General features: G+C 49.1%; 25 protein-coding genes and 1 pseudogene. 2 read left to right on the forward strand and 24 right to left on the reverse strand.

Annotated elements, in window-relative coordinates; all coding sequences use genetic code 11:
• Positions 1 to 11: 11 nt before the first annotated feature.
• Together KNP04_RS04435 and KNP04_RS04440 are read right to left on the reverse strand one after the other, a co-directional pair.
• Positions 12 to 740 carry a DUF3784 domain-containing protein gene (locus KNP04_RS04435; RefSeq protein WP_214874787.1) on the reverse strand — a complete coding sequence of 243 codons (729 nt, stop codon included), beginning with the start codon at positions 738 to 740 and terminating at the stop codon, positions 12 to 14.
• A 99-nt stretch (positions 741 to 839) separates the two neighbouring features.
• A complete protein-coding gene (locus tag KNP04_RS04440) occupies positions 840 to 2,081 on the reverse strand; it encodes a UDP-glucose dehydrogenase family protein (protein ID WP_214874788.1) in 1,242 nt (413 codons plus the stop codon).
• A 104-nt stretch (positions 2,082 to 2,185) separates the two neighbouring features.
• Here KNP04_RS04440 and KNP04_RS04445 point away from each other — a divergent pair, with 104 nt between their 5' ends.
• A complete protein-coding gene (locus tag KNP04_RS04445) occupies positions 2,186 to 2,446 on the forward strand; it encodes a hypothetical protein (protein ID WP_214874789.1) in 261 nt (86 codons plus the stop codon).
• Between the two features lie 98 nt (positions 2,447 to 2,544).
• On the opposite strand, the gene KNP04_RS04450 is transcribed toward KNP04_RS04445, so the two are convergent.
• The 22 genes and pseudogenes from KNP04_RS04450 to KNP04_RS04555 all read right to left on the reverse strand — a co-directional run bounded on the left by KNP04_RS04450 (position 2,545) and on the right by KNP04_RS04555 (position 25,370).
• Positions 2,545 to 3,552 carry a DUF916 domain-containing protein gene (locus tag KNP04_RS04450; protein ID WP_214874790.1) on the reverse strand — a complete coding sequence of 336 codons (1,008 nt, stop codon included), beginning with the start codon at positions 3,550 to 3,552 and terminating at the stop codon, positions 2,545 to 2,547.
• A gap of 11 nt (positions 3,553 to 3,563) precedes the next feature.
• On the reverse strand, positions 3,564 to 4,277 hold the full coding sequence (locus KNP04_RS04455; protein ID WP_214874791.1) for a WxL domain-containing protein: 714 nt from the start codon (positions 4,275 to 4,277) through the stop codon (positions 3,564 to 3,566).
• A 17-nt stretch (positions 4,278 to 4,294) separates the two neighbouring features.
• Positions 4,295 to 5,641: a hypothetical protein gene (locus KNP04_RS04460; RefSeq protein ID WP_214874792.1), complete on the reverse strand. Its 1,347-nt coding sequence runs from the start codon at positions 5,639 to 5,641 to the stop codon at positions 4,295 to 4,297.
• A gap of 151 nt (positions 5,642 to 5,792) precedes the next feature.
• On the reverse strand, positions 5,793 to 6,410 hold the full coding sequence (locus KNP04_RS04465) for a sugar transferase (protein ID WP_214874793.1): 618 nt from the start codon (positions 6,408 to 6,410) through the stop codon (positions 5,793 to 5,795).
• 16 nt (positions 6,411 to 6,426) lie between these two features.
• Complete coding sequence (gene rfbB / locus KNP04_RS04470; protein ID WP_214874794.1) at positions 6,427 to 7,482, reverse strand: dTDP-glucose 4,6-dehydratase; 1,056 nt, start codon at positions 7,480 to 7,482, stop codon at positions 6,427 to 6,429.
• The gene (gene rfbA / locus KNP04_RS04475) at positions 7,388 to 8,359 is read right to left on the reverse strand and encodes a glucose-1-phosphate thymidylyltransferase RfbA (RefSeq protein WP_214874795.1); all 972 of its coding nucleotides are present in this window, start codon (positions 8,357 to 8,359) and stop codon (positions 7,388 to 7,390) included. Before rfbA ends, rfbB begins: the two co-directional genes overlap by 95 nt.
• Positions 8,356 to 9,513 carry a DegT/DnrJ/EryC1/StrS family aminotransferase gene (locus KNP04_RS04480; RefSeq protein ID WP_214874796.1) on the reverse strand — a complete coding sequence of 386 codons (1,158 nt, stop codon included), beginning with the start codon at positions 9,511 to 9,513 and terminating at the stop codon, positions 8,356 to 8,358. Before KNP04_RS04480 ends, rfbA begins: the two co-directional genes overlap by 4 nt.
• 10 nt (positions 9,514 to 9,523) lie before the next feature.
• Positions 9,524 to 10,240 (reverse strand): WbqC family protein, encoded by a 717-nt coding sequence (locus tag KNP04_RS04485; RefSeq protein WP_214874797.1) that lies wholly within the window; start codon positions 10,238 to 10,240, stop codon positions 9,524 to 9,526.
• A gap of 12 nt (positions 10,241 to 10,252) precedes the next feature.
• Positions 10,253 to 11,383, reverse strand: coding sequence for a glycosyltransferase family 4 protein (locus tag KNP04_RS04490; protein ID WP_214784368.1), 1,131 nt, complete (start codon positions 11,381 to 11,383; stop codon positions 10,253 to 10,255).
• Between the two features lie 3 nt (positions 11,384 to 11,386).
• Positions 11,387 to 12,538 (reverse strand): non-hydrolyzing UDP-N-acetylglucosamine 2-epimerase, encoded by a 1,152-nt coding sequence (wecB, locus tag KNP04_RS04495; protein WP_214874798.1) that lies wholly within the window; start codon positions 12,536 to 12,538, stop codon positions 11,387 to 11,389.
• Positions 12,465 to 13,640 (reverse strand): polysaccharide biosynthesis C-terminal domain-containing protein, encoded by a 1,176-nt coding sequence (locus KNP04_RS04500; RefSeq protein ID WP_214874799.1) that lies wholly within the window; start codon positions 13,638 to 13,640, stop codon positions 12,465 to 12,467. The genes wecB and KNP04_RS04500 overlap by 74 nt, the downstream gene beginning before the upstream one ends.
• Positions 13,637 to 14,662 (reverse strand): polysaccharide biosynthesis protein, encoded by a 1,026-nt coding sequence (locus tag KNP04_RS04505; protein ID WP_214784377.1) that lies wholly within the window; start codon positions 14,660 to 14,662, stop codon positions 13,637 to 13,639. Before KNP04_RS04505 ends, KNP04_RS04500 begins: the two co-directional genes overlap by 4 nt.
• A gap of 183 nt (positions 14,663 to 14,845) precedes the next feature.
• The gene (locus KNP04_RS04510; protein WP_214874800.1) at positions 14,846 to 16,378 is read right to left on the reverse strand and encodes an oligosaccharide flippase family protein; all 1,533 of its coding nucleotides are present in this window, start codon (positions 16,376 to 16,378) and stop codon (positions 14,846 to 14,848) included.
• 15 nt (positions 16,379 to 16,393) lie between these two features.
• Positions 16,394 to 17,458, reverse strand: coding sequence for an EpsG family protein (locus KNP04_RS04515; protein WP_214874801.1), 1,065 nt, complete (start codon positions 17,456 to 17,458; stop codon positions 16,394 to 16,396).
• 17 nt (positions 17,459 to 17,475) lie between these two features.
• Positions 17,476 to 18,393 carry a glycosyltransferase family 2 protein gene (locus KNP04_RS04520; RefSeq protein ID WP_214874802.1) on the reverse strand — a complete coding sequence of 306 codons (918 nt, stop codon included), beginning with the start codon at positions 18,391 to 18,393 and terminating at the stop codon, positions 17,476 to 17,478.
• Positions 18,336 to 19,607 carry a glycosyltransferase gene (locus tag KNP04_RS04525; RefSeq protein WP_214874803.1) on the reverse strand — a complete coding sequence of 424 codons (1,272 nt, stop codon included), beginning with the start codon at positions 19,605 to 19,607 and terminating at the stop codon, positions 18,336 to 18,338. The genes KNP04_RS04520 and KNP04_RS04525 overlap by 58 nt, the downstream gene beginning before the upstream one ends.
• A 23-nt stretch (positions 19,608 to 19,630) precedes the next feature.
• A complete protein-coding gene (locus KNP04_RS04530; RefSeq protein ID WP_214874804.1) occupies positions 19,631 to 20,332 on the reverse strand; it encodes a CpsD/CapB family tyrosine-protein kinase in 702 nt (233 codons plus the stop codon).
• Between the two features lie 178 nt (positions 20,333 to 20,510).
• Positions 20,511 to 21,065 (reverse strand): annotated as a pseudogene (locus tag KNP04_RS04535) (YveK family protein); the annotation flags it as partial.
• A 137-nt stretch (positions 21,066 to 21,202) separates the two neighbouring features.
• Positions 21,203 to 22,360 carry a glycosyltransferase family 4 protein gene (locus KNP04_RS04540; protein ID WP_214874806.1) on the reverse strand — a complete coding sequence of 386 codons (1,158 nt, stop codon included), beginning with the start codon at positions 22,358 to 22,360 and terminating at the stop codon, positions 21,203 to 21,205.
• Between the two features lie 13 nt (positions 22,361 to 22,373).
• The gene (locus KNP04_RS04545) at positions 22,374 to 23,426 is read right to left on the reverse strand and encodes a glycosyltransferase family 2 protein (protein WP_214874807.1); all 1,053 of its coding nucleotides are present in this window, start codon (positions 23,424 to 23,426) and stop codon (positions 22,374 to 22,376) included.
• Positions 23,427 to 23,616: 190 nt separating this feature from the next.
• Positions 23,617 to 24,528, reverse strand: coding sequence for an NAD(P)-dependent oxidoreductase (locus KNP04_RS04550; protein ID WP_214874808.1), 912 nt, complete (start codon positions 24,526 to 24,528; stop codon positions 23,617 to 23,619).
• Positions 24,525 to 25,370 carry an aldolase/citrate lyase family protein gene (locus KNP04_RS04555; RefSeq protein ID WP_214874809.1) on the reverse strand — a complete coding sequence of 282 codons (846 nt, stop codon included), beginning with the start codon at positions 25,368 to 25,370 and terminating at the stop codon, positions 24,525 to 24,527. Before KNP04_RS04555 ends, KNP04_RS04550 begins: the two co-directional genes overlap by 4 nt.
• 235 nt (positions 25,371 to 25,605) lie before the next feature.
• Here KNP04_RS04555 and KNP04_RS04560 point away from each other — a divergent pair, with 235 nt between their 5' ends.
• Positions 25,606 to 26,253, forward strand: a complete 648-nt coding sequence (locus tag KNP04_RS04560) for an acetyltransferase (RefSeq protein ID WP_214874810.1) — start codon at positions 25,606 to 25,608, stop codon at positions 26,251 to 26,253.
• Positions 26,254 to 26,260: the final 7 nt, after the last annotated feature.

The raw sequence follows: 26,260 nt of genomic DNA on the forward strand, positions 1-26,260 counted from the left end.
TGTCCCTTTCTTCAGCGAGAACGAATGTCCTCATATAATTGCCTCGTCGCTTCTGCCGAAGACTGATTCAAATAAATCGGTTCTTCCGACCAATCGAGTCGAATGACAGGCTCGACATCACGGTCGATAAAGAGAAGAACGTCCTCCCCTGCTTTCGTTCGAAAATGTCCCGTCAGACGTGATCCCGATTCCGCCCCGCTCGTCCGTCGCGCGATTTCGGGTAACGTCGTCCACGTCACATCATCGAGTTCATCGAATGGGATCTCACGGCTGTAGCTCCCCTCAATGACGATTGTCGAATCTGTCACGGTCACCTCGGTCGGTTGACTGAACCAAAACATGAGCGCCGGCACTCCGACGAGTAAGACGACGGAGACGATGACAATCGGGATGAGACGCTTTTTACCACCCGGTCTCAAGCGCCCCGATTCGTCATAAATATTGCCGTCATACTTTTGCATACGCCAAAGCATAGCTACGATGAAGACAATCATCACGATAAAGAACGGAGCGAGTGGAATGTCCAACTCAAATCCTTCGATGAGCGCGATGAGGAGAAAAATAGCGCCAATCCCGTAGCACATCCAGGCGACAAGACGTGCCACTTTTTGAATGTTGATTCGCTCCCGCTTCTCCTTAGACATCGTATTGTAACCCGAAATCAAATCGTGCCATCCGAGACGATCTACCGCAAAACCAAGTGCGATGACAATGACCGCGGCCAATACAAGAATCCACATGTGCCTCACCTCCTCTTCTTTACTTTACGTCATTCGTCACACAAAAGATTCATCACACACAAAAACAGGACCGCTAAATGGAACGGTCCCTCAGAAGATTTAGTTTGATGTCGGGGTGTTGGACGGACGTTGCATCCGACCGATCCCTTCATACGAGACGTCACCCGGGTCACGTGCGAACTTCCACGCATTCCGCGCGTCAATCAACCGACGTTGACGCATGCCGGAGAAGGCTTCCGGTGCCAAGTTGACGAGTTCTTCCCATTCCGTGACGAGAATCGCATAATCTGCATCTTTCAAGGCTTCTTCAACAGACGCCGCTTGTGGGTATTCCCATGTTGCAATCGGGTCATAGCCAATGACCTCGATATCTCGGGCGACCATATGGTGTGCGAGTAGAATCGACGGTGCATCTCGCATATCATCCGTTCCTGGTTTGAATGCCAAGCCGAGAATGGCGACACGCATCTTAGGTTCTAGATGAAGTTTCGACAATACGTACGGCGCTTGTGTTTCGTTCACTTTTGCTGCCGCCTTGATGATGCGAAGATTGACGTCGTTTTCTTTTGCGACATGAAGAAGCGCATCCATATCTTTCGGGAAACAAGAGCCTCCATATCCGATTCCGGCATTGAGGAACGAACGTCCGATCCGTGGGTCAAGACCCATTCCGTCCGCAATCGTCGTGATGTCCGCCCCTGCCTCATCAGCTAGACGAGACAAGTCGTTCATGAAGCTGATCTTTGTCGCCAAAAAGGCGTTCGAGGCGTATTTGATGAGCTCGGCATTGATCGGCGTCGTACAGATGAGCGGAACGCCAAGTCGGCCATAAATTCCTGCCAACTCTTCGCAAACCTCAAGGTCCTCACATCCGATGACGACACGATGTGGTTTCATCACATCTGCGAGGGCGCGCCCTTCTTGTAGAAACTCAGGTACAATCGCAAACGTATGAGAAGGATACATGATCTTCAACAAATCTGTCGTGCCAGGTGGGACCGAGCTACGAATGATGACCTTGTGCTTCGTCTTCAATTCGGAAAGAGCTGTCTCGATATAAAAGAGGTCACAACTTCCATCGGGCTTGCTCGGTGTGCCGACCGCGAGAACCAAATAGTCGACATGATCCGCATCCGCGATTTCGTCGGTCAACGTGATTTGATCAGCGTGCTCTTGTAACACGTCCGCCATGCCCGGTTCGTGGAATGGAAGGTGACCACTCTTCAGGAGACCTAACTTCCCTTGGTGCGTCTCGACACCGATGACTTCATGACCAGCTTTGGCCAATCCGCATAGTGTCGCCAATCCAACATATCCTAAGCCTATAATTCCAAATTTCACATCAGTTCCTCCTTCAATCATCTTTTCTAAGCGTACTCAAATACGCTCAAGAAGTGAAGCTTCTAACACTCTCTCGATGTTCTTTGCTATAATGAGTCAAAATGATGGGTGAAAGGACAAACCGTATGGGCTTAATCGCTTTCTTTTTGGTGACGTTATTGATTTATTTTTGGCTGCCAGTCCGGGGGGGACTGAAAACCTTTTTACTTGTCTTGATCATGGTGAGTGGTTGGCTCTCCATCTTTGAGCTCGTTTCAATCTTAGAAGCTCGACCTTGGATATTCGCTCCAATTCTAATTGTCATTGTGTCAGTGATTTGGAAAGTACAACGCGACCGAAAACAGCAAATGAAGAAAAGTGTTTGACCTCGGTCGGGCGCTTTTTCTTTTTGTCCTATTCGAGAAAGCTTGTGAATTTCCTGCATGCATACAAAAATCCTCGTTCTATCGACGAGGATTTGACGTTATTGTGTCTTTAACTTTCTTCTTAAATGGACGATGTACAAGAAGGCTGCCGTCAATAGAAGCGCAAGCAGAGACATCGTCCAAGTGCCACTAAAGAAGCTCGATTCTTCCACAATTGGTTGCTCGACACGTTCGCGAATCGTTTCCGCTTCTTCTTCAGAAACGATCAGTTCGTCTTCCCAAGTCCAAGTCGCCCCTGTACCCGATTCGGTCATCGTCATCTCGACTTGATAAGTGCCCGCATCTAGTCGTTTCGTCAACGGGAAGCGAAAACCCGTCGATGTGTAAGGGACGAGCTTCGCCTCCATCGCATGATCGAGCTTCACATCTTGTTCATCCGATCGAATCGTCATTTGAACGTCCAAGTCTTGACTGATGGAACCAGACGCATTCATCACTTGAAACGCGATGTGCGGATAATGATGCTCTTGATTGACGTTCACGCCTTGCCATTCTGGAAGAAACGGGACTTGTTTGACCGATGTTCGTAAGACGACGCCAATCACGTATTCATATCGATTTTGAAGTCCGACCTGCGCGTCTTCTTGTCGCTCCTCCGTTTCGGATACGCGAATCCCTCCTAAAATGACGCCGTTCACGTCTTCATTCACGCTCTTCAATACGAACGATATTCGCTTCGACTCGCCTGACGCAATCGTTACGTTTTCATCAAAAGTGGATACAAGTTCTGTGAAAGAGAGATGATTCGAGATGGCTTTCTCCTGATCATACATGACGACCCCGTTCTCATTCGTATAGCCATTCCCAATCTTTACATCGAACGTTTTGTCTTCAGACGCATGGTTGTGGATGATCACGTCTAACGTCGTTTCATTATCTTGCTTCACGAGCAAGTCAAAATACCCGACACGGTCATTCGTTTGCTGAACATGTGGGACCCGTTCAACGGAAAAACCCACTTCTCCGGTTTGCGCGCTTACTGGCGTCACGGAGTTGACGAATAGACAAACGAATAAGATGGAGAGCAGTCTGTAACACATTCTCATCCTCGACCCTCTTACGGTCCTAAATCAGGACTGAGTGTCCATGTCAGAACAGACGTGTGTTCTCCGACTTGTTTCGTATTCACTGGGATATCCAAAAACACACCGACATCTCCTTCTCCAATCCAATGTGCAAGCCATGTGAATGGCGCTTCTCCTGTATCGGCTGACAAGAGAGGGACCGCTCCTGCTAAGTCATCCGCAATCACCTGAATCGCTTCACTTCGTAACTTCGGACCTGTGAATCCACTATTCGTTTCCGGACTGGTCACGACACCTTCAGAAAATGTCAAATACGCTCCAGCTAAAGTCTTTGCTCCATTGCTCATAAATGTTGAAGCTTTAACTGAAACCGTCCATTGTCCCGGGATGATGCGGCGATCGGTCACTTGAAGGAATGGACCTTTCGTGAGTGAACCACCTTTCGCAGGAAGCACGGCTTCATATCGCGCCGCCAAATCATTTTCAATCTCGTTTGACCCGAAATAAATATGGGGAACGAAGTCGAGTGTCAGATCACCAGCTGTATCGTTCACGTCCCCGTCTCCTTCATTCGGTTGGGGGTCCAAGACGATATCCGGATTTTCTGGATCTAAAATCTCAGGCGGTTCGAGATCGACAAAGTCAATGACGGCGTTTGTCGTCCCTGTCGTCGCAGCATTTACTGTCATTACATTTCCAACAACCCATAATCCAATCATCCAACCCGTTACTTTATTCCATTTCATCATCGGTCATCTCCTTTTCAAGGCGCGTTGACGAGTGTCCAAGTAATCGTTGAGTAATATGGTTGTGCACGTGGTGTTTGTGTTTGTAAATCGAGAACAATCCCTTCATCAGAAGAATAGGAAAGTGTCGTCGATTCCGTTTCCATCACGCCGGATGTGATCAGTTGCGGACCTTGTTCAAGAGGCAACAGTTGCCCATCCGCCGTACGAAAATAGACACTATTTTCGAGAACATCCCCCTCACCTGTCTGTAACGGTGAGGCGTTGGCCAGGAGCCGCCACGGATAACCGAGTGCCCGCTCATGCGACACAATCAATGTCATCATCGTCTGGCGATTCACCGTTCGTCTCGCTTCGTGGAGCGGGACAATCCCAAAATCAATCGTGGAGGGCACGGTTAAATAAAACAGAGGACCATCTAACGTAAGCGTCCATGAATCGCTCCCGTCGGAAAAGAGTTCAATGTCCACGATTTCATTCGTCATATGGCTAAAAAACGTATATTGCTGTGGGTGCCCTAGTGGCAACGATGACAGTGTAAAGCTAATGGTGAAGCGATACGTGGAGCTCGAAAGAAGGGAAACACTTAATAACTCGTTGGCGTTAAAAATAATTTGTCCGCTTGCAGTGTCGATTAAAAAATCATCACGTGCTAGCGCTCCCGACCGTCTCCCAATTTCAATCCCAAGTAAACTGATGGAAGGTACATTATACGTACCTGTTAAACTCGCTTGATTGACATAAGGCATCAGACTGATTGGAACTTTAAAGATGACATATCGATCTTTTAAAAGATTCAAGTTCAGAACCCCACTTCCTGTCGCCGTGAGCGTCACACGATCAGCGTATGACCCGTTCAAGGTCAGGTTATCTAGTAACGATATCCCAGCCACTCCTGATGCCTCTGCTTCATTTTCTGCCTTTTCCTCTACTGCTTTGTCCGTTGACGGAGGATTTGAAGAAGACGTGTCTTCAATCGGTACATCTTCCGTCGGGATCTTCTCATTTGGTTCTGCAGATTCGGTGACAGGTGGGGCTTCTACTGAATCGTCGAGCTCCTCCGTTTCAGGTACGATTGCATCTGAATCGTCTGGTATCGGGATCACTTCTACCGATTCGGGGTTATCCGTTTCATCCGTATCACTTTCTGTTGATGGGGGGGCTTCCGACGATGGTGGAGACGATTCTGACGGATCAGGTTGAATCACCTCTTCAGAGGGAGACTCCTCCGTACCTGCGACGGGTGACGGCTCCTCCTCACAGACTGTACATGTCGCATCGTTCGTCGCTTCGTAAACCATTGGATGATTCAAGCAAATCACACCAATCAACATCATCGCGAACAATAAGTACTTTTTCCTCATACTCCCTCCCTATTTATGCGACAAAAGAAACAAGATTCTACATACATTATATCCATTATCAGACAATTAAAACTTTTATTATGTAAGATTTACTCTTTTATGGTTTTCCGAACTCATAAAAAAACATCTCTCCGCATTGCGAAAAGATGTTTTACTGATGCATGGTCTTATTCCCCATAAATGCTTCCATCGTCGCCGATGTGTCAGAAGAGATCCCTTCTCTTCGTAACACTTTGTAGGCGGTCCGAATCACGATCCACCAGTCGCCCCAAAAGGTCACATGTTCGACGTAACGGACATCTAGTTTAAAGCGTTCTTCCCACGATAAGCGATTGCGACCATTCACTTGAGCAAGTCCCGTCAATCCAGGTCGCACCTCATGACGTCGTTTCTGTTCCACACTATATCTAGGTAAATATTCGACAAGGAGCGGCCGAGGACCGACAATCGATAAGTCCCCTTTGATGATGTTGATCAGACTTGGTAACTCATCGATGCTAAGGGAACGTAACTTCTGACCGAATGGTGTCAAACGCTTCTCATCGGGAAGCAGTTCTCCATGTTCATCTCGTTCCTCTGTCATCGTCCGAAATTTGATTAAATGGAATACGACGCCATCCTTACCCGGGCGTTCCTGTAGAAAGAAGATGGGGCCCCCGAGCTTGATTCGAATCATCACACCGACAACGAATAAGATTGGGCTCAATACGAGTAGTGCGAGCGATGCTAAGGTGAGATCTTGCATTCGTTTAAAATGACGTTCATACATATTGAACCTCCCCTTTCTATAGAGAAGCGTACATTTTTTCGTAGTAATCGCGATAGGCACCCGTTACGACGTCCTCCACCCATTCGGGATGCGTGCGATACCATTCAATCGTTTCTTCCATCCCTTGTTCAAACTGATAACGAGGTGTCCAACCGAGCTCTTCCCGCATTTTAGAAGCATCGATTGCATAACGTCGGTCATGGCCTGGTCGGTCGGTGACGAACTGAATCTTATCGTCTGATTGTTGAAATACTTGTAAAATCGTACGAACGAGTTCGAGATTCGTCTTCTCGTTATGCCCACCGATGTTATACACCTCACCGAAGCGACCTTTCTCCCGAACGAGATCGATAGCTTCACAATGGTCTTGAACGTGTAACCAATCCCGGATATGTCCACCATCCCCATACACAGGAAGCAGTTTCCCAGTCATGCAATGATGCACCATGAGCGGAATCAGTTTTTCTGGGAATTGATACGGTCCATAGTTGTTGCTGCAACGTGTCGTTTTGACGGGGAGCCCGTATGTTTCATGATACGAGCGGACAAGTAAATCCGAACTGGCTTTTGATGCGGAATACGGGCTATTCGGTGCAATCGGTGATTCTTCCGTAAAATAGCCAGTCTCGCCGAGTGAGCCATACACTTCATCTGTCGAGACGTGAACGAAACAGACACCCTCTCGGTAGTCCCGACTGTATTTGTCATCCGGATGCAGTTTCCAGTGACGCATTGCCACATCTAACAGTACTTGTGTCCCGAGTACGTTTGTCGATAAAAATAATTCGGGCTCGAGGATACTGCGGTCGACATGGGATTCTGCCGCAAAGTGGACGACTTCGTCCACTTGAAATAGCGTGAACAGTTCATCGATCGCGGGACGGTCCCGAATGTCCACTTTTCGAAACACGTAGAGCGGGTCGGTCTCAAACTCCTGGATGTTGTTCAGGTTGCCTGCATACGTCAGCGCGTCGACGTTAAGAATGCGGGACGTCGGATGTTTTGCCCGATAGTGTTTTATGAAATTTGAACCGATGAACCCGGCTCCGCCAGTCACTAGGATCGTATGCATTGGTCTGTTCCCCTTCCTCTACGAGTGAGATTAAATATTGACCGTAGTCGGTCATCTTGAGCGTCAAGCCGATGTCCCGAAGCTGTTCACGTGTGATAAAACCGCGTCGCCACGCAATTTCTTCGAGACAAGCGATATAGTAGCCTTGTCGTTCTTGCACCGTCTGAACGAAAATCGAAGCTTTGATCATGCCTTCTGGCGTCCCTGTGTCGAGCCATGCCATCCCCCGACCGAATAGGACGACGTTCAGCTCGCCGCGCTCGAGATACATATTGTTGATGGATGTGATTTCAAGTTCTCCCCGTGGTGACGGTTTGACTTGTTTTGCGAATTCGACGACTTGATTGTCATAGAAGTATAGGCCAGGTACCGCATAGTTCGATTTTGGCACGGCCGGTTTTTCTTCGATGGACACGACGCGATGATTCTCGTCAAACTCGACAACACCGAACGCCCGCGGATCTTTCACCGGATACCCGAACACCGTCGCGCCTTTCGTCTTCGCTTGGGCGTCTTTTAAGAATCGGGTCAAGTCGGGTCCGTAAAAGACGTTGTCGCCTAAAATGAGGCAGACCGAATCATCACCGATGAACTCTTCTCCTAATATGAAGGCATCGGCTAAGCCGACGGGTTTCGTCTGGACTTTATACGAGACGTCAATCCCGAGCTGATGACCGTCACCGAAGAGGCGTTCATATCCTCCGATGTCTTGAGGAGTAGAGATGACGAGCACTTCTCGGATACCTGCGAGCATTAAGACCGACATCGGATAATAGATGAGTGGCTTGTCGTAAATCGGTAAGAGTTGTTTCGATACAGCTTTTGTCATCGGATAGAGGCGTGTCCCGTTCCCGCCCGCTAAAATGATCCCTTTCATCGTGTCATCATCCTTTCTCTCAAGATGTCACAAATTCGCGTGACGTCGGTCGGTGTCAAATCAGGATAAAGTGGCAACGTCAGGACGCGATTCGCGATTTGTTGGGCGACCGGTGTGCGTCGGCTCGCAAATCGATTTTCCATCCAGTCGTAGTCTGTCACGAGCGGATAAAAGTACTTTCTCGTCAACACACCTTTTGCAGCCAGTACCGCCTCCATCTCATCCCTGCGATTGATTGCATCCGTGAACACGATTGGATAGTAGGAATGATTCGGATGGACGCCTGGTTGATATTCGAGTACACGAATCCCCGGGATTCCTTTCAAAGCGGCGTCATACAGTTCTCGAACCTGCTTCCGCTTCGCCATCACTTCATCGATATGACGAAGGTTACACAGTCCCATCGCCGCTTGAAATTCATTCATTTTGGCGTTCCCACCTGGTTCTTTGACGGTTTCAGGACCGGTGATCCCAAAGTTTTTTAGTCGCTCAAAACGTTGTTTAAGTGCCGGGTCATTGAATGTGAGTGCCCCGCCTTCAATCGTATGGAAGACTTTCGTCGCATGAAAACTGAACATCGAGACATCTCCGAACGTTCCAATACCACGCCCGTTCACCGTCACCCCGAACGTATGGGCTGCATCATAGATCACTTTCAACTTATGTTTTTTCGCGATCGCCTCAATGACCTCGACATCACATACATTTCCATATACGTGCACCGGTAGAATGGCGGATGTTTTTGATGTAATCAATCGCTCGATTTTTGAAGCATCGAGCGTATAGTTGTCTGCTCGAATGTCTCCAAAGACAGGTGTCAGTCCTTTTCGAATCAACGCATGTGTCGTCGAGGCGAACGTAAACGGTGTCGTGATGACTTCCCCTGTCAATCCGAGCGCCTCGATTGCCGCCTCTAACGCCAAGTGACCGTTCGTGAAGAGCGCTACCTGTTCGACGTTCAAATAGTCTTTCAGTGCTTGTTCGAGTTGTTGGTGCTTCGTCCCGTTGTTCGTTAGCCATTTTGACTCCCATAACGATCGAATCTCTTCCACATATTCTTCGAATGGAGGGAGTGCCGACTGAATGACCGGAATGACGGGCTCATGCGATGGTAGCGGTGGTGTACTCGACTGAAGATCAACGATGTGCAACATATGCTCCCTCCTAAGTCGGTTGGTGATTGGCGACAAGTTTGTAACGATGAAGCATTTCATGAATGTGTTGAGCAGAGCAGTTCATCATGCAGTCGATGATGGACATGTAAGGCAGATACGTATCCGTTCCCTGCCTGTAAGCTGGGAGGTCTGACTGTAAGAAGGATAACGCCACCCCTGATTTTTGGAACGATTCTTCATCATAAAGTGCCCTACCGTTGATGGCATTGATGTAATGGGTCGCATCAAGTTGCCTACAATAGTCAAGAATCCGTTCCTGCCCTTTCAGCGCGGGATTCCCTTTAAGATCTGACGTAAAGAGAAAGGACGTATCGATTTGAAGATAGTGCGCCACTTCTTGTAGACTTTGAGCGAGATAGATCGCGACGTTTCGTTCTGGATTCGAAAGCGCGCGTTCGAGAACCGGCATCGCCTCATTGAAATAGGGCGCCTTTTGATACGCGTGGTGCAACTGTTTGATTTGCCGCACAACCGTCTCTTCCGCAAGCGCTCGTTCATGTTCACAAATCAACTTGTTCTGGCTCATCTTTTGAATGGATAACGTGAATGGATGGGGTTCACCGTCCATCACAATCTGATTCCGATGAATCCATCCCTTTTTGATAAATTGGACATCGTCGAAGATGACAAATGTATCGACGGCGTGCATCAGTTGGAAGTAGCCGATGTAGGGGAAAAAGTACGGCTGCATGATGGCAACTTTCATACGAACACTCCTTCACGAAATGATTTGTTTCTCCCGCAACGTGTCATAGTACCCTTTTGCCGTCACATCATTTCGATGGAATTTCACGAGCTCACGAGAGAGTTTGCCGTGTTCGATCAAGCGTTCGGGATGCGCCAAGTATTGCTCGATTCCCGCTTCAATCGACTCCACCGTGACATCACACATGTAACAGTTCTCTCCATCTACCGAATGATGCGATACGTTGTTGATCTGATTGCTGATGACGACGCCCATGCCGGAAGCCCGTGCCTCGATGATCGTCCCGTTCCCATTCGAGTAAGTCGCCGGGAGAATCAAGATATCGGCTTGTTCGTACACGATTGGCATCTCGTCCCACGCCCGAATCTCGTCTAAGAAATGAACGTTCTCGAGATGGTGTTCCGCGATGTATGATTTACAGGCTTCGAGTTGTTGACCCGAGTGGTTCAAGTAAAGCTCTAGGTTGTATCGTTTTGATAAATTGCGATACGCCTCGAGGACGAGCAGTGGCTGATACCGTTCGACCAGGCGATTCGCGAACAATAACTTGAACGTGTCCCCTTGTTTTTTATGACGGAGACCATGATCGAAATAGGCATCGATATCTTGTGCATAGGTGGCATGCACGACTTTATCCGGGTCGAACTGTAGCTCCCGTTTGAACTGATCGACCGCGACTGTTCCCATGCCGAAGAATAAATCCGCATCTTTGAACATCCAATGCAATAGCTGTGTTTTTCGAGGGTTATCGATCCGATTCATCAATCGATCTGACGGGTCATCGTCGTTTTGAAGTGGACGAAGCGGTTCACTCATGACGACCGTTTTGATCCCTAACCGTTTCGCCACTTTTGTAATCAGTGCATGCATCGGCATGAATCCTCCGAGCAAGATGATGTCAGGCTTGAAACGAATGAGTTCAGGAATCAACCCGAGTGAGAGATAGCTCAGTTTCGGGAACCGTTTCGAGTATTTTAAGATCTTACACTTGTCTCCGAGCGGGATTTTCCACCAGTCCGGTCGATTCGCATCCAAGTGTTCATAAAACCAAAACTCTGCATCGAAATATTCTTCTAAGGCGTAACAGAGCTTCACTTGGTACGGAGATGCGATATTACTAATAAAGACGAGCTTCTGTTTCATCGTTTATCCCTCCTTGACGACCTGTCTCGGGTCGACGCTACCTTTCCATACTTCACGTCGAACGTAGTCCGTATAAGACAAGAGGATTCGTATGACCTTGTCCGAGACGTTCGGCATACTGTAGTCACTGACGAGTCGTGGACGTGGTTGTGACATGACGACAGAGATGCCTTGGAGGATACGCTCTTTCTCGAGCCCGACCATCAGGACGGCCCCTTCCTCCATCGCTTCAGGACGTTCATGACTCTCGCGGATATTGAGACCTCGCAACCCGAGAATCGAAGACTCTTCACTGATTGTCCCGCTATCACTGAGGACCGCCTTCGCATGGAGCTGTAAGTGATTGTAGTCGATAAAACCGAGCGGCTTGAGCAACCGGACGTGCGGATGGAACGTGATGTTCAACTCCTGGATCCGCTTCATCGTGCGTGGGTGTGTACTCACGATGACGGGAAGGTCGTACGCGTCAGCTACCGTATTCAAACTGTCCACGAGCGCGATAAACAACTTGTCCGAATTGATATTCTCTTCCCGGTGAGCCGAGACGAGGAAATAGCCCTCCCGTATCAAGCCGAGTCGGTCGAGCACGTCCGACTGTTCGATGGCCTCACGCTTAGAGTGGAGCACTTCATACATCGGACTCCCTGTCTTGATCACCCGTTCTGGTGGCAACCCTTCACGAAGAAGATATTCCCGGGCAATATCGCTATACGTCAAATTGATATCCGACGTATGATCCACGATTTTACGGTTCGTCTCTTCCGGGACGCGCTGGTCGAAGCAGCGATTGCCCGCCTCCATATGGAAAATCGGAATCTTCCGTCGTTTGGCGGCGATGGCCGTCAAGCAAGAGTTCGTATCGCCTAAGATAAGGACCGCATCCGGACGCTCCTGTTCTAAAATCGGATCGATGTGAATCAAGATGTTGCCGATTGTCTCCATCGGACTACCGGTCGCGGCATTTAAAAAGTGATCTGGCTTTCTTAGTCCAAAGTCTTCGAAGAAGACCTCATTCAATTCGTAGTCATAGTTTTGTCCGGTATGCACGAGGATGTGCTCGATGGCTTCAGATTGTTCAAGTTTATGAAGGACGGCCGACAGACGAATGATCTCGGGTCGCGTCCCGACGATAGTCATCACTTTGAGCTGTTTCATCTTGCACCTCCATGAAATAAGTATCCGGACGATTCGGGTCAAACGCTTCATTGACCCACATGACCGTCACCAAATCTACCGTTCCAACGTTTTCGATACTGTGCGTATAGCCGACCGGGATATCAATGACGCGCATCATCTCACCCGTCACATAATACGAATGGACGACGTCCTCCCCGACTTTTCGAAAGTGAATGTTCGCTTCCCCGCTGATCACTAAAAACTTTTCGTTTTTCGTATGATGCCAGTGGTTCCCTTTCGTGATCCCGGGCTTGGCCACATTGACGGAAACTTGACCGCGGTCAGGTGTCCGAAGGAATTCGGTGAACGAGCCCCGATGATCCTCATGCTTCCGTAAGTCATATCCGAATTCATCGACCGGCAAGTAGCTGAGATACGTGCTATAGAGTTGCTTTGTGAATTGATCATCGAGCGCAGGGACGGCTAAATTCTTCCGACTCTCGCGGAACGTATAGAGAAGGTTTGCCAAACGCTCTAGCGAAACGGGGTCATGTGTGTCCACCATCTGATAGCCAGGCTTGACCGGATGTTCCAACACGTTCACGAAAGCTTCCACGACGTCATCGATATAAGCAAGGGTGACGGTGCGATTCGGATCATGAATCTCGACTGCCTCTCCTTTGGCGACCCGGTCACAAAATGTGGCGACGACGCTGTTATAATCCGGTCGACTCCATTTCCCGAACAAGTTCGGAAGTCGATAGATCATCACCTGACGTCCTGTCCGGTTCACTTCATCTAGTAGCAACTGCTCGGCTTGACGCTTACTTTGTCCATACGGGTTGTCGAGTTCGGCTTGAACGGAAGAAGCGTACACGATTGTTGCCGAGTTTCCGACTTGTGTGAGGATATCGAGAAGATGTTGCGTCAATCCGACATTTCCCTCGAAAAACTCGCGCTCCTCTTTCGGCCGATTCACCCCAGCCAGATGATAGATGAAATCTGCATCACGACAGTAGTTCATGAACGTCTCTGCGTCCGTATCACGTGTTTGAGCAAACACGTCATGCCCGGCCGCTTCGAGCGTCACCCTCAAATTCTTTCCGACAAACCCGTTCGCTCCTGTGATGAGAATCTTCATGAGACTTTCACCCAGCTTTTCAACTCTTGTTGGATATAAGGAAGTTTCATGAGCAGTTGTTTCACTTGTTCGACGTTCAATTGCTCGGTGTTCGCCGAATTGTACTCGCCTTCGACGGTCAATTTTTGACTACCTTCGCTGAAGTATTTTTCATAGTTCAAGTCTCGCGTATCCGCAGGTACCCGGTAAAAGCCGCCCATGTCTTCAGCGACCACATTCTCTTCTCGCGTCAAGAGTGTCTCGTACTGTTTCTCCCCGTGACGTGTCCCGATGACTTTGATCGGGTTGTCGACACCGAACAGTTCGATGAGCGCCTGTGCCAACGTTCCAATCGTGGAGGCCGGTGCTTTTTGGACCATGATGTCTCCTGCATGTGCGTTTTTGAAGGCGAAGACGACGAGTTCGACGGCGTCTTCTAAACTCATCAAGAACCGTGTCATGAATGGATCCGTCACCGTCAGCGGCTCGCCTCGTTTGATTTGTTCGACGAAGAGTGGGATGACGGAACCGCGTGATGCCATGACGTTGCCGTAGCGTGTCCCGCAAATGAGCGTCTGGTCGGGACGAACCGCTTTCGCTTTCGCCACAAACACTTTTTCCATCATCGCCTTTGAGATGCCCATCGCATTGATTGGGTAGGCGGCTTTGTCCGTCGAGAGACAAATCACTTTTTTCACGTGTTGCTCGACGGCAGCCGTTAAGACGTTATCTGTGCCAAGTACGTTCGTCTTGACCGCCTCGAGCGGGAAGAACTCACAAGACGGAACTTGTTTCAATGCTGCTGCGTGAAAGACGTAGTCGACTCCGTACATGGCGTTACGGACGCTGTTCACGTCACGGACGTCACCGATATAAAATTTGAGCTTATCGTCCTGATAGAGTTTACGCATATCGTCCTGTTTCTTCTCATCGCGCGAGAAGATCCGAATCTCTTTAATGTCCGTTTTGAGGAAGCGTTGCATGACCGCATGACCGAACGACCCAGTCCCTCCTGTGATGAGTAACGTCTTATCTTGAAACATTGCAGATCCTCTCCTTCATGATGTAAATGGCTTCTATCGGTGATTGGAAAACTATTGCAATGAGTGGATATTAACGTGATACCCTTCTCCTACAAGAATCTGAAAGATATGTGTATCATTTTTTTGAAAGATGGCTTAATGGCGCGTTCCCATAATTAGAAAAAGCACCCTCGGTTGGGATGCTTAAGAAGATCTTCGGAGTAACCCGGTGATAAGTTGTTTTTCATCCTCCCGAAACGTGAAGAGCCACAAGACGAGGATGTAGGCGACCCCAAGCACCCCGGCTTTCAGTAAGAAGAGAAACAGTGAATTGACGGGGAACGTTTGCTGAATCATCCAGCCTGCCACACCCAAGGCGATGAGAGCCGGCATAATCTTGAGATGACACTCTTTAAAGAAGCGCCACATGTTCAGCTGAAGAATCCGGAGATAGACCCAGTTCATAAACAAGATGGTGCCAAAGACATTCCCGATTAAAATGGCGACGGCCGCTCCAATGGCCCCATAATGCGGCGACAAGATGGAAGATAGGATGACGCTGACGAGTGCGACAATCAAAGAGGCGAACGCGCGATATTTGATTTGGTTCGTCGCAATCAATGTCGTGTAGGCAATCTCTTGGGTCAATGTGATGAACCCTGGGGCGATCAAGAAGAGCGCCACCCAATAAGATGTATGGAACGATTCGCCGACCCATAGTCGAATAAACTCTTGTCCCATCGTCATGAAGCCGACGATGATCAAACCGACAATATAGAGTTGAATCCGCCCGACCCGGATGAGCAAGTTTTCTAAATCCCCGTGCCGGTTACTCGTCGTCATCCGTGTGACTTTCGGAAGGAAGAGCGAGCCGATGGCAGATGAGATGGTCCAAACGTATCCTTCGATGACCATCCCGATGGAGAAGAGTGCGATGGAAGCACTACCCGCGACCGCACCCAAAATGGTCGGGGTGATGTTGAGGATGAATCGCTGCGCGAGTGCAATCAGTGTCGTCCAAGACGAGAAGGAGAAGATATCCCGATACATCGTGCGGCTCGAATAGAGGAACTCGACGACGGTATCCGTCCGTCGCATCAAGTAGAGCCCTTTCCCGACGATAATCGAGAGTCCGACGAGCGCGTTGACGAACACGAGCGCATATAATCCATATCCGAGGAGGAGCGCCCCAATCATCAAGACGACCGTGAGCACTTTTTCAGATAAGTTGAACCAGTTCAAGACGACGAACCGTTCATTCGCAATCAAGATGCCGTTGAACGGTTTTGTCGGAAAGAGGACGACGATATAAAAGCCGACCATGATATAGAGTGTCTTCAATGTATCGATTTCACTCGCGGACAAGCTCGCATAAATCGTCTCGATCATGACGTATACGCCGACGAGCACGAGACCGATCAAGATGGCGATTCCCGTGAACAGTTTGAAGGCGACACCTAAAAAGCGAGACGCCCCCTCTTCGTCACCGAGTGCGTGATAATTGGATAAGAAGCGTGATACGGCCGCTTCAAGCCCGAAGTCGAGAGCGAACATGCTGACGAGCGAGATGGACAGCATATAAAGTCCGTAACTGGCCTGTCCGATTTCAGCGATCATCCACGGCGTATAGATCAACCCTGCTAAAATGTTGAAGCCGATGGCGGTATATGACATGAGGGCACCGATTTTGATTTGACGTGAGCTGCGTTGTTCATCGAATTCCACTTTCGTCGCCATTTCGACTTCCCTCCTTTATTTTTGCTGCCAGAAGAATAGATAAATCGGTTCGTTCCGGACGAATAGGAAGAGTAGCGCTGTGATGGCCACGTAATAGACGAGCAGGCGCTCCCTTCGGTCAAACGATCGTAAGATTTCCGGAATGAGAAGCATGATAAAGACGGAGAAATATTGAACGACGCGCATCATCGATGGATTGATGAAGGTGAGCGGTAAGAAGCAGAGTGCGAGCAACAAGGCGTTGATATAATGGACGGCATACGGGTTGTTCGCAATCATCTCGTCTTTTCGCCAGACGGCGACGATGGTGATCAAGAGGAGGAGCAACGAAAAGTTGAGCGTCCCTGCTCCCGCATAGTAATCGTATTGGTCATACCCGCTGATGATCCGGAACAGTTCAAACAGCTGTCCTCTGAAGACGAATAAGAACGGGATGAGCGCCCCCATGAAGAGAAGATAACGGCTCGTCAATTGCTTGTTGGCCAAGAAATAAAACGGGATGAAGACGAGTGCTGATTTATGAATGGTCGCTGCGAGAAGGACGATGAGTAGGAATGGCCAAAACCGACGCGCCTTCACGAACCCATAACCAATCATGACAGCGATGGCCGTCGCAATCGTCTGACGGATTCCCGTAATGGCGAAGAACGCATAAAATAATGTCGAAAAGATGATAAAGCTAAGTAACGGTTCCGTCGAGTTGCGATAGATCCAAATCCCGAACGGTACAAGGAATAGAATCGCGACAATGAGCAAGTACCATTGGTAGTTATCTGTCACGAGCTGGGTCGCTTTTTGAAGAACGAAGTAGCCCGGGTCTCGCTCGTCCCCGCTCTCGAATAAACCGTTCATGAAGTTGTTGCCGATCTGCTCCCACGACATGACCTTCGACTGGTCGAACATCCATTTGTACTGCATCGTATCCGCCCCGACACTCAGATGCCGGAAGCCAGACAACACGATCCATTGAACGGTCGCAATGATCACGAACAACAATTTCCCGTTTCGAATGCCGTCATCGCGAAGGAGTAACGCTGCCCATGCGATGAGGAGAATGAGGTTGATCAAATAGATGAGCATGTCGCCCCTCCTTTTCGTTAGCGATAACGTAAGTCCATGACACCGCGATAGACAGACAACGCACGATGATATAGATAGGATCTACCTTGTAGCCACCTCTGCTCCCGGTAAGATAACAGACGATGACCGTCGTAACGTGTCATCAACTCATCCCGCACATCAGGTGCGGCAGAGCGATAGATAGCTCGAAAGACTGTCTTTTGTTTTGAGGGTGACTCGAGTCGCTGTAGCAACTGTTCGAAGAAACGTCGTGTCTCGATCGGGGCCACATCCGAAATCCGTTTCGTCTGCTGTTTCGGATGAACGCGCGATTTGACATAAGGATTTGTCGTCACGAGAAATTCGTATCCGGCAAGCGCCATATCGACCCAGAGCACCCAGTCTTGGATATAGCGATAGTTCGTCGGGAACATCCCTGCCTCTTCAAACGCCTGCTTCGGAACGAGTAATGCACATCCGCTCAGACACGCTTCTAACATTAAATAATCAAACATCTCGTCACTCGTGTAATGGCCTTTCGTCCGCTTCCGAAGTCGCTGGATCGGCCGCCCGACCTCATCAATCAAATCGGTCCCACAAGATAGAATCGTCTTCTGTGTGGAATCCATTCGATTGAGGAGTTTGATTTGATGTGCGATTTTCTCAGGGGTATATAAATCGTCGTGACTGAGCCACGAGAACCATTCTCCTCGCATCTTCTCAATTCCAAGGTTCAAGGCGGTCGATACGCCACCGTTCTCCTTCTCAAAATAGCGAATACGATCACCAAACTGTTTAGCGATGGCTGCCGTCGCCCCACCATCCGTCGACCCATCGTTCACGACGATCACTTCAATCGGTTCGTACGTTTGAGCGAGTGCACTCTCAATCGTCTCGTTCAAATAGTCCGCTCCATTGTAGACGGGGATGACGATGGAGACGAGTGGCTGTGCCATAGTGAATCCCTTCCTTTCTGATCGATCAATTCCTGATAGACGTCCAAGTAGTCTGCGACGCGATGTTCCATCCGAAACGCCTGATGGGCATGGGTGACACACGCTTCCGTATAAAACCCTTTTCCATCTCGTTTGATTCGCTCAATCGCATCGACGAGAAGTGCCGGATGACTGCCAGATACGACAGATCCACACGAGGCCGGGACGAGCTCTGGGTTTGCCGTCCCATCTAAGACAATCGCTGGCGTGCCACACGCCATTGCTTCTGCCGTTACTTTCCCGAACGACTCTTCTTCAGATAAGTTCAAAAAGACATCAGCGAGCGCATAATATTCCGCGAGCTCTTCCGGGCGGTTCGTCGACGGGATGTGGATGATGTGTTTTGGCAACGCGATATCTGGCATCGCACCGACGAGTAAGATGGTGACGTCCGGGAGTCGTTCAGCCAAATCCATCCATTTCGACAATCCTTTCGAGTCATCCCAAGAGCTTGCGACACCGAGGAGCACAAAGCGATTCGTCAGTCCGAGTCTACGGCGCAACAACGCCGTATCCCGTGGACGGAAAATATCGGTGTCGACCCAGTTATAGATTCGACGGATGATCGAAGATTGCCCGAGAAATGAAAACCGGGCCTCCGTCGTGATCCAATCCGATACCCCGATGACAGCGAGTCGAGGAATCGCTTGGAACCACGTTTTCTTGTCTTGCCACATCCGGGCGGTCCGGTCGAGACCCCAACTCGGATTATCGAGGGCGAGTCGCGGACAGTTTCCGCACCCATATTGCCAGCGGTCACATCCCGAACTCGTGTAATGCGTACATTTACCGGTATAGAACCAACAGTCATGCAACGTCAGAACGGTCGGTGTGTCAGTTTCAGCTAACCAAGTCAAAAGCGTCTCCAAATGCATATAGTTGGAATGAAGGTTGTGCAGATGGACGACGTCTGGTGGATTTGCTTCCAGTCGACTGATGAAGTCTTTCGTCGCTCCTTTCGAGGAATACCCTTGCTTGCCGGTAAGTCTCGACAAGAAAGCATGACGCTTTTGATCGAACGGTGAGCCGATCCGAATGCCTGTCTCACTGTCCGGTCCTGTCGCATAGGCAACGATACTCTCATGACCAGACTGGTTGGCGATGGTCGAGAGCTCTTTACAAATTCGCCCTGTGCTCTTTTCCTCATTGATCGCGTTAATGTGTAAGATGCGCATCGTCCTTCGCCTCCTCTCCTGGCTCAATCGTATTTGTAGTGATAATGACGTTCTTTTCCTTTGTCTCGCTTATTCATCACCAAACCGAGGATGTTCGCACCTGACAGTTCAAGCTGCTCTTTCGCTTTCAACACGTAGTCTCGGTTCGAATTATCACACCCGATGACAAGAATCGTACCGTCCGCTTCACTCGCGACAATCCGGCTGTCCGCGACCTGCATGATCGGTGGCGCATCCAAGATAATCATGTCATACGATTGCTTGATTTCTTCAAGCACCCGTTTCATCATCGGAGAAGCGAGTAATTCCGAAGGGTTCGGAGGAATCGGTCCGGCCGGAAGCATAGACAGTTTGGGCACTTGGGTAGCCTGGATGGACCGTTCGAGCGTCGTCCGTTTGGCGAGCACGGTCGAAAGCCCAAGTTGCCCCGGAAGTTGGAAGGTGAAATGGGCTGTCGGTTTTCGCATATCACAATCGACGAGTAAGACACGCTTTCCAAGCTGCGCATAGACGATGGCCAGATTGGAAGCTGTCGTCGATTTCCCCTCTCCTGGTGATGCGGACGTGACCACAATCGTTTGTAAGTCGGCTCCAAGCGAGGTGAATTGTAAGTTCGTCCGAATCGTCCGATATTGTTCGGCGATGGGAGACTGCGGATTCACGAGGGTGATCAAGCTTCGTTTCGTTTCACGAACTTTGTCTTGTGTCTTTGGTAGGTGGAACATTTGTCTCGTCTCCTTTCGCCACTGGATTGACGTCTTCTTTTACAGGTTCCGGTTTCGACCGCTTCGCGGCCATGTCTCGCTTTTCAATCACAGGAATGTTTCCGATGACCGGTAACGCCAATAGCTTCTCTGCTTCCTTCTCATCACGGATCCGTTTGTCGAACGTGTAACGGATGAGGGCGAGCACACTTCCGATGACAAACCCGACGATCAAACCGATGCCTGTATACATGACCGTACTCGGTGCCACGGGGTCGCTCGGCACCTCAGCAACCGACAAGATCCGGACGTTATCGATATTCATGAGATCCGGGATCTCATCCGCGAATACTTCCGTGATGACGTTCGCGATATTCGCGGCGACGACCGGGTCGCTATACTCGACGACGATATTGATGACTTGGGATTCTTCCTCACTCTCGACCAACAACACTTCGCTGATATCATCTGGGGCGTTCGCCACTTGCTCCTGTACCTCATTTAAGATGGCAGGACTCCGCATGATGACACGATACGTATTAATCAACGAGAGCGATGACGAGACTTGGGTACTGTCGACAACGTTTGAGCCGGCTTCTTGCTTCGGTACGATCAGCACTTGGGTTGATGCTTCATACGTCGGCTCGATCACATATTGACTGACATAATAGGCCGCTCCTCCAACGATCATGACCGTCAAAAGAATCAATAGTTTACTCTTTTTAAAGACAGCGAGTAAATCCGATAGGAGCATCGTCTGACTATTCACGGGTGAACCCTCCTTCAACTATTCAGCTGCATTTCCTAGTGTCTAGAATCTTGGTGTGCTTACTACTTACCCCCGCTCTTCTGACAAATCAAAAGAAATGATGACCATCTTTTTATAAACTATCAGGAAGGACGTCGATTCCTGAACGTATCGTAAATCTGCTTCATCTCTTCATGAGAACGCTCGACATCAAACGCCTTGGCCGATTGTGAATTATGCAACCCCATCTGATGAGATAATTCGAAATCCAGTCGCATCGTTCGAATGGCGCGTGCGAATCCTCGAATATCGTTCGGGGCACACTTGAAACCCGTCACCCCGTCGACCGAATAGTCGTTGATCCCATGCACGTTCGAGGTGATGATCGGTAACCCTGCCGCCATCGCCTCAAGCGCCGCCATCCCGAGTCCTTCTCGTTTAGACGGAAAGACGAAACAATCTGCCGCTTTCATCACTTCAAACACATCATCCCGGAAACCTAGGAGCTGTACTTGATTCGTGAGGTTCGTCTCTCGAATGACTCGCTCTAATTGAGATCTCGCGTCCCCCGTCCCGGCAATCCAGTAACGGATGCTTGGATCACCGAGTTCGGCAATCGCTCGAATGATGGTCTCGTGATTTTTGTTCTCGTTCAATTCTCCGACGGACAGTAAGACGAAATCGGTATCGGTGTCCACCCCGAGCGACTGACGTTTCAACGGGCGATTGATATGAACCTGTTCGATTCGTTTCGTGTCGACCCCAATCCCCGGAATGCGGAACGTGTGCGTCGTTTTAAATGTCTGCGCTCTCGAAAAGTCTTCCTGATTGATCGTCACGATGGTATCGGTCAATCGGGCAAGTGTCCGTTCGACGGGATAATAGAGCATCCAGTTGAGAGAAGGACTGCCTTTGAAGAAGTGGAACCCGTGAGCCGTGTACATGCATGGCGTATCTGTCTGTCTTGCGACGAGGCGACCAATCACGCCACCGATCGGGGAATGACAGTGGAGAAACGCATACGACTGTGTCGTCATGACACGTTTCAATTGTTGGAATGCCCGAACATGCCCGTTCATTTTTTTAATGTCCCGCTCGAAGTCAATTTGAAAAAGGGTGACCCCTTCCTCTCGTAAACTTTGTTTGACGCGTTCGACCTTTTCTTCGCTATACATACTGCCCCATTCAAAATTCGTGGCGACGTGCACCTCGTATCCCATGTTTTGAAGGGTCCGGATGTTGTCACGGTTGAAACTTTCAATCATCGATACGACCGATGCGACCATGAGGACTCGTTTCATGTTCAATGCCCCCTCACACGCGTTTCCGCAAATAGTTCACGCTGCGGAGCATCAGGACGAGTGGCACGGTCCGTTCATGCTTACATAATTGGAAGAACGTCCGCCATTTCAAATCGAAGTAACGCATATCCATCTGGGAATACGCCTCTTTGTATTCTTTTTGTTGGAGCACTTGTCGCAACACCTCTGCTTGTGCGAACAGTGGTTTGTTGGAACTCAATTCGTTTAATCCGATCCCGATCATGCTGAGTGCGATCCGATTATAGAGGGCACGTGTATAATCTTCTCCGAGATCATGTTCTTCAATGTACGTCATGAGCATGTGAAAGAATTCGAGTCGTGAGTTCACGAGATTACGTTGATAAACACTCGTCTCAGACTGTCCGTTCGTCTTCCGGTAGTGATAGATCGGATAATCGATGTAAATAAAGCGTTGGCAATGTTCGAGTGCCTGAATTTGAAAATAGAGGTCGACAAATGAACCGTACGGACTACGGAACGACAAGTGACGAATCAAATCCCGATGGTACAAGGTGATACAATTCGAATTCAGCGCATCGACCGTCTCCGGATGGGCCAGTTCTTCCCCGACGAGTCCGAACAAACGACGATGGACGAAACGTCTCGTCTCTTCAGCGTTGTACGATAAAAAATCTGCCTCAAAGATGCGCTTCGGCAAAGACCGCCCTTCATACTCACGGACGTACGTGCCCATGACGGCATCGGCACGTTCCGCTTCGGCATGTTTGACGAGAAGGCGAATCGCATCAAGATCTAACCAATCATCGCTATCGATGAACATCAAGTATTCACCGGTTGCCATTTGAAGACCTCGGTCGCGGCAGAAGGAACAACCACGATTCGTCTGGTCAATCAAAATGACACGCGGGTCATCATCAAATTCCAGCATGATGTCGAGACTTTGATCCGTACTGCCATCATTGATACAAATGATTTCAAGGTGAGGGTACGTCTGATTGACGAGACTGTTTAAGCATTGACGTAAAAAGGCGCTCGTGTTGTAAATAGGCACGATGATGCTGACGAGCGTGTCAGGACGTTGCATGTGCGTTCACTCCTTCTTCGGTGCAGAGTCATGGTGTCGGTGAGTTGCTATATCTCGTTGTTCCCATTCGATTTTTTGAATAAATACGAATTGAAATGAGTAGCGAATAATTTTTTAGTGAATTATCATAAGGGCTCCTTTTGAAGCGGCACAACAAAAAAACAGACCGAAAGTTTCGGTCTGTCCGTCGTCACGTGGTAGATGGTTGTTCATTCTGTAGATTTGCGAGCACGTTCTGGAAGAGTCGGTTGTTTACCTGATCCGATACGTAGGAGTTGTGTGGCGTGAGACTCACCCACGCGAACTCATACAATGGATGACTCGGTTGAATCGGCTCCGTTTCGAACACGTCGAGCGCGACGCCGAAGAATTTTCCTTCTTGGAGCGTCTCGACGAGTGCCTCCTCGTCGATGATTGCCCCGCGTGCCACATTGATGAGGATCGCATCCTCTTTCATCGCCTCAAGCGCATCCCGATCGATGAGGTGATACGTCTCGTCCTTGAGCGGTAACGCCAAAATGACGACATCACTCTCTTTCAACACGTCATGAAGTTCGTCCAACAACACGTAGCGATCGACAAACGGTACGTCTTTTTCACGGTGCCCGACACCAATCAGGTGCATATCAAATGCACGCAGTCGTTTGGCGATTGCCTCACTGACGTTGCCGACACCGAGTAGCGTGACCGTTTTGCCCGTCAGTTCAAGTAACCGCCGTTCTTTTTCCCATTGTCGGTTTTGTTGCTTCTCCCGAAACGCAGCCCCATGTTTCATAAAGTCGAGCAATTGCCAGACGACCCATTCCGCCATCGGCACGGCATATGTATCGCCGGCGTTATAGACGCGGATGCCTCTTTCTTTTAAGGCTTGAACAGGTAAACGGTCAAGGCCAGCACTCACTGCTTGAACGACCTTCAATCGTGGAAAATCTTCAAGCGCTCGATCAGCAAACACGTTTTGGCAGACGAGCACCTCCACTTCAGATACATCTCGTTCTTGAATGTCTGACTCTTTTTCAAGAATAGTGACGTTGTAGCCTAACTGTTCAAGTCGTGCTTGTTGGTCGAGGGATAGACGCATCCCTGTCACCCATACGTTCATGACAACATTCCTTTCTGTTGTTGTATTTCTGATGTGATGGCTTGAACCTCGTCGACGAGCCGTAGACGATTTTGTTCAAACCACTCCACAGGCATCGTTTCGAGTTGTTGCTCATATGCCCTAATTCTCCATACCCCTTCTTGGAACGATTGAGCCTGCTGTGATGACACTTTTGTCGCATTTCCGATATGACAGAAGCTCCGAGACAAGATGACGCACGAAGAACCGAGGCGGACATGTTCCGAAATGATTCGCTCGGCAGGCACTCGCCCCTCCCCGATCCGGGCAATCCCACCGAAGCCGTACGGAATACCAGCTTCACGGATTTGCGTGACAATCGTTTCGACGAGTCCATTCGTGAGCGGTTCAAATAGAAATGCCTGACCATAACTCAAATGAAGATCGTTCAGTCCGATATGAATCGAATCGATTCCTTGTAAACGTAATACGTCCGGCATGCACGTGACCGCTTCTTTCGTCTCACAAAGAAGACAAACTTTGACGCGACCATCGACCATTTCGATAAATGTTGCCACTTCAGCTACCGTCTTATAGTACGGCAACATCAACATGTCCGCACCACGAAAAATCGCTTCGTTTATTTCAAAACGTGACCCTGCATGAATCGGATTGATGCGGACGAGCAACATCGCATGTTTCAAGACCGAACGGATGCGACTGACATCGTGCATCGAATGTCTTGAAATGACCGTGTCGAGATGTCCCTGTCGTTCCTCTTTCCCATTCAATTCTAAATCAACAAAGATGAGATCGACTCCGTTTTGTTCAGCTAACTGTGCAACTTCTGGTTGATTCGTAATGTACATGAACGCCAAAGACATCGTCCAAACCCCCTTTAACAAAATCACTACGATTTGAAATTAGCCATTGCCAAAAACAATGAAACAGAAAAAAATAGCATCTTTTTGAAACGACATACGTCTTCCAAAGTGGCATTCTGAAATCATACTCGCCAATTCTTTTCTGTTTTGTTTGAAATCAAGAGATTCGGCAATACTCTCATTACAGACAAATCATTTCGACATTTTTCGGCAAAACAAAAGGGGTGACTTCCAGATGGAATGGATTGTGATTTTTGGTGCAGGTGGTCACGCGCAAGTATTGATTGATATGTTGGAACTGACAGGAATGTATCGAATTGCAGGGATTTATGACGATAGTCCACATTTAGTAGGGAAAATGATTTATGGATATCCAATCCTCGGGGTCATCGGTTCAAACACGGCTATCCGAAAAGGAATCATCGGAATTGGAGACAATGATCAACGCGCACTGATTGCACATCGAATAAAAGAACAGATGCCAGACTTTGAATTCATATCTGCCGTTCACCCTAGCGCCATCATCGGCAAAAATGTCAAGATTGGTCCAGGTGTCGCTGTGATGGCCGGAAGTGTCGTCAACCCGAACACGCGACTCGAAGCACACAGCGTCGTCAACACGATGTCTTCTGTCGACCATGATTGTCTCCTCGCTCCATTTTCATCCGTTGCACCTGGTGCTCATCTTGGTGGCAATGTTCGTCTTGGCGAACGTTCTTTCATCGGGATGGGCGCGACAGTCATCCATAATATTCACATCGGGTCCGATACCGTCGTCGGTGCCGGCGCGACCGTTGTTTCCAACCTACCGAGCCAAGTCATCGCGTTCGGGACGCCGGCAAAAGTCACAAGGAAGCGTGACATCCAAGAAAAATATTTATAGGTAAAAA

The sequence above is a fragment of the Exiguobacterium sp. CH10 genome, from assembly GCF_018617635.1.
In the GTDB taxonomy this organism is placed as follows: Bacteria; Bacillota; Bacilli; order Exiguobacteriales; family Exiguobacteriaceae; genus Exiguobacterium; species Exiguobacterium aestuarii_A.

Coding starts and splice junctions, on each gene's coding strand:
- wecB (WP_214874798.1), bottom strand. CDS start 12,538: ATGAAACAGCTCAAAGTGATGACTATCGTCGGGACGCGACCCGAGATC.
- KNP04_RS04490 (WP_214784368.1), bottom strand. CDS start 11,383: ATGAAACAGAAGCTCGTCTTTATTAGTAATATCGCATCTCCGTACCAA.
- KNP04_RS04450 (WP_214874790.1), bottom strand. CDS start 3,552: ATGAGAATGTGTTACAGACTGCTCTCCATCTTATTCGTTTGTCTATTC.
- KNP04_RS04550 (WP_214874808.1), bottom strand. CDS start 24,528: ATGAACGTATGGGTGACAGGGATGCGTCTATCCCTCGACCAACAAGCA.
- KNP04_RS04545 (WP_214874807.1), bottom strand. CDS start 23,426: ATGCAACGTCCTGACACGCTCGTCAGCATCATCGTGCCTATTTACAAC.
- KNP04_RS04515 (WP_214874801.1), bottom strand. CDS start 17,458: ATGCTCATCTATTTGATCAACCTCATTCTCCTCATCGCATGGGCAGCG.
- KNP04_RS04445 (WP_214874789.1), top strand. CDS start 2,186: ATGGGTGAAAGGACAAACCGTATGGGCTTAATCGCTTTCTTTTTGGTG.
- KNP04_RS04530 (WP_214874804.1), bottom strand. CDS start 20,332: ATGTTCCACCTACCAAAGACACAAGACAAAGTTCGTGAAACGAAACGA.
- KNP04_RS04505 (WP_214784377.1), bottom strand. CDS start 14,662: ATGTTTCAAGATAAGACGTTACTCATCACAGGAGGGACTGGGTCGTTC.
- KNP04_RS04480 (WP_214874796.1), bottom strand. CDS start 9,513: ATGTTGCACATCGTTGATCTTCAGTCGAGTACACCACCGCTACCATCG.
- KNP04_RS04460 (WP_214874792.1), bottom strand. CDS start 5,641: ATGAGGAAAAAGTACTTATTGTTCGCGATGATGTTGATTGGTGTGATT.
- KNP04_RS04520 (WP_214874802.1), bottom strand. CDS start 18,393: ATGGCACAGCCACTCGTCTCCATCGTCATCCCCGTCTACAATGGAGCG.
- KNP04_RS04540 (WP_214874806.1), bottom strand. CDS start 22,360: ATGAAACGAGTCCTCATGGTCGCATCGGTCGTATCGATGATTGAAAGT.
- rfbB (WP_214874794.1), bottom strand. CDS start 7,482: ATGCATACGATCCTAGTGACTGGCGGAGCCGGGTTCATCGGTTCAAAT.
- rfbA (WP_214874795.1), bottom strand. CDS start 8,359: ATGAAAGGGATCATTTTAGCGGGCGGGAACGGGACACGCCTCTATCCG.
- KNP04_RS04500 (WP_214874799.1), bottom strand. CDS start 13,640: ATGAAGATTCTCATCACAGGAGCGAACGGGTTTGTCGGAAAGAATTTG.
- KNP04_RS04525 (WP_214874803.1), bottom strand. CDS start 19,607: ATGCGCATCTTACACATTAACGCGATCAATGAGGAAAAGAGCACAGGG.
- KNP04_RS04555 (WP_214874809.1), bottom strand. CDS start 25,370: ATGTCTTTGGCGTTCATGTACATTACGAATCAACCAGAAGTTGCACAG.
- KNP04_RS04455 (WP_214874791.1), bottom strand. CDS start 4,277: ATGAAATGGAATAAAGTAACGGGTTGGATGATTGGATTATGGGTTGTT.
- KNP04_RS04465 (WP_214874793.1), bottom strand. CDS start 6,410: ATGTATGAACGTCATTTTAAACGAATGCAAGATCTCACCTTAGCATCG.
- KNP04_RS04435 (WP_214874787.1), bottom strand. CDS start 740: ATGTGGATTCTTGTATTGGCCGCGGTCATTGTCATCGCACTTGGTTTT.
- KNP04_RS04560 (WP_214874810.1), top strand. CDS start 25,606: ATGGAATGGATTGTGATTTTTGGTGCAGGTGGTCACGCGCAAGTATTG.
- KNP04_RS04485 (WP_214874797.1), bottom strand. CDS start 10,240: ATGAAAGTTGCCATCATGCAGCCGTACTTTTTCCCCTACATCGGCTAC.
- KNP04_RS04510 (WP_214874800.1), bottom strand. CDS start 16,378: ATGGCGACGAAAGTGGAATTCGATGAACAACGCAGCTCACGTCAAATC.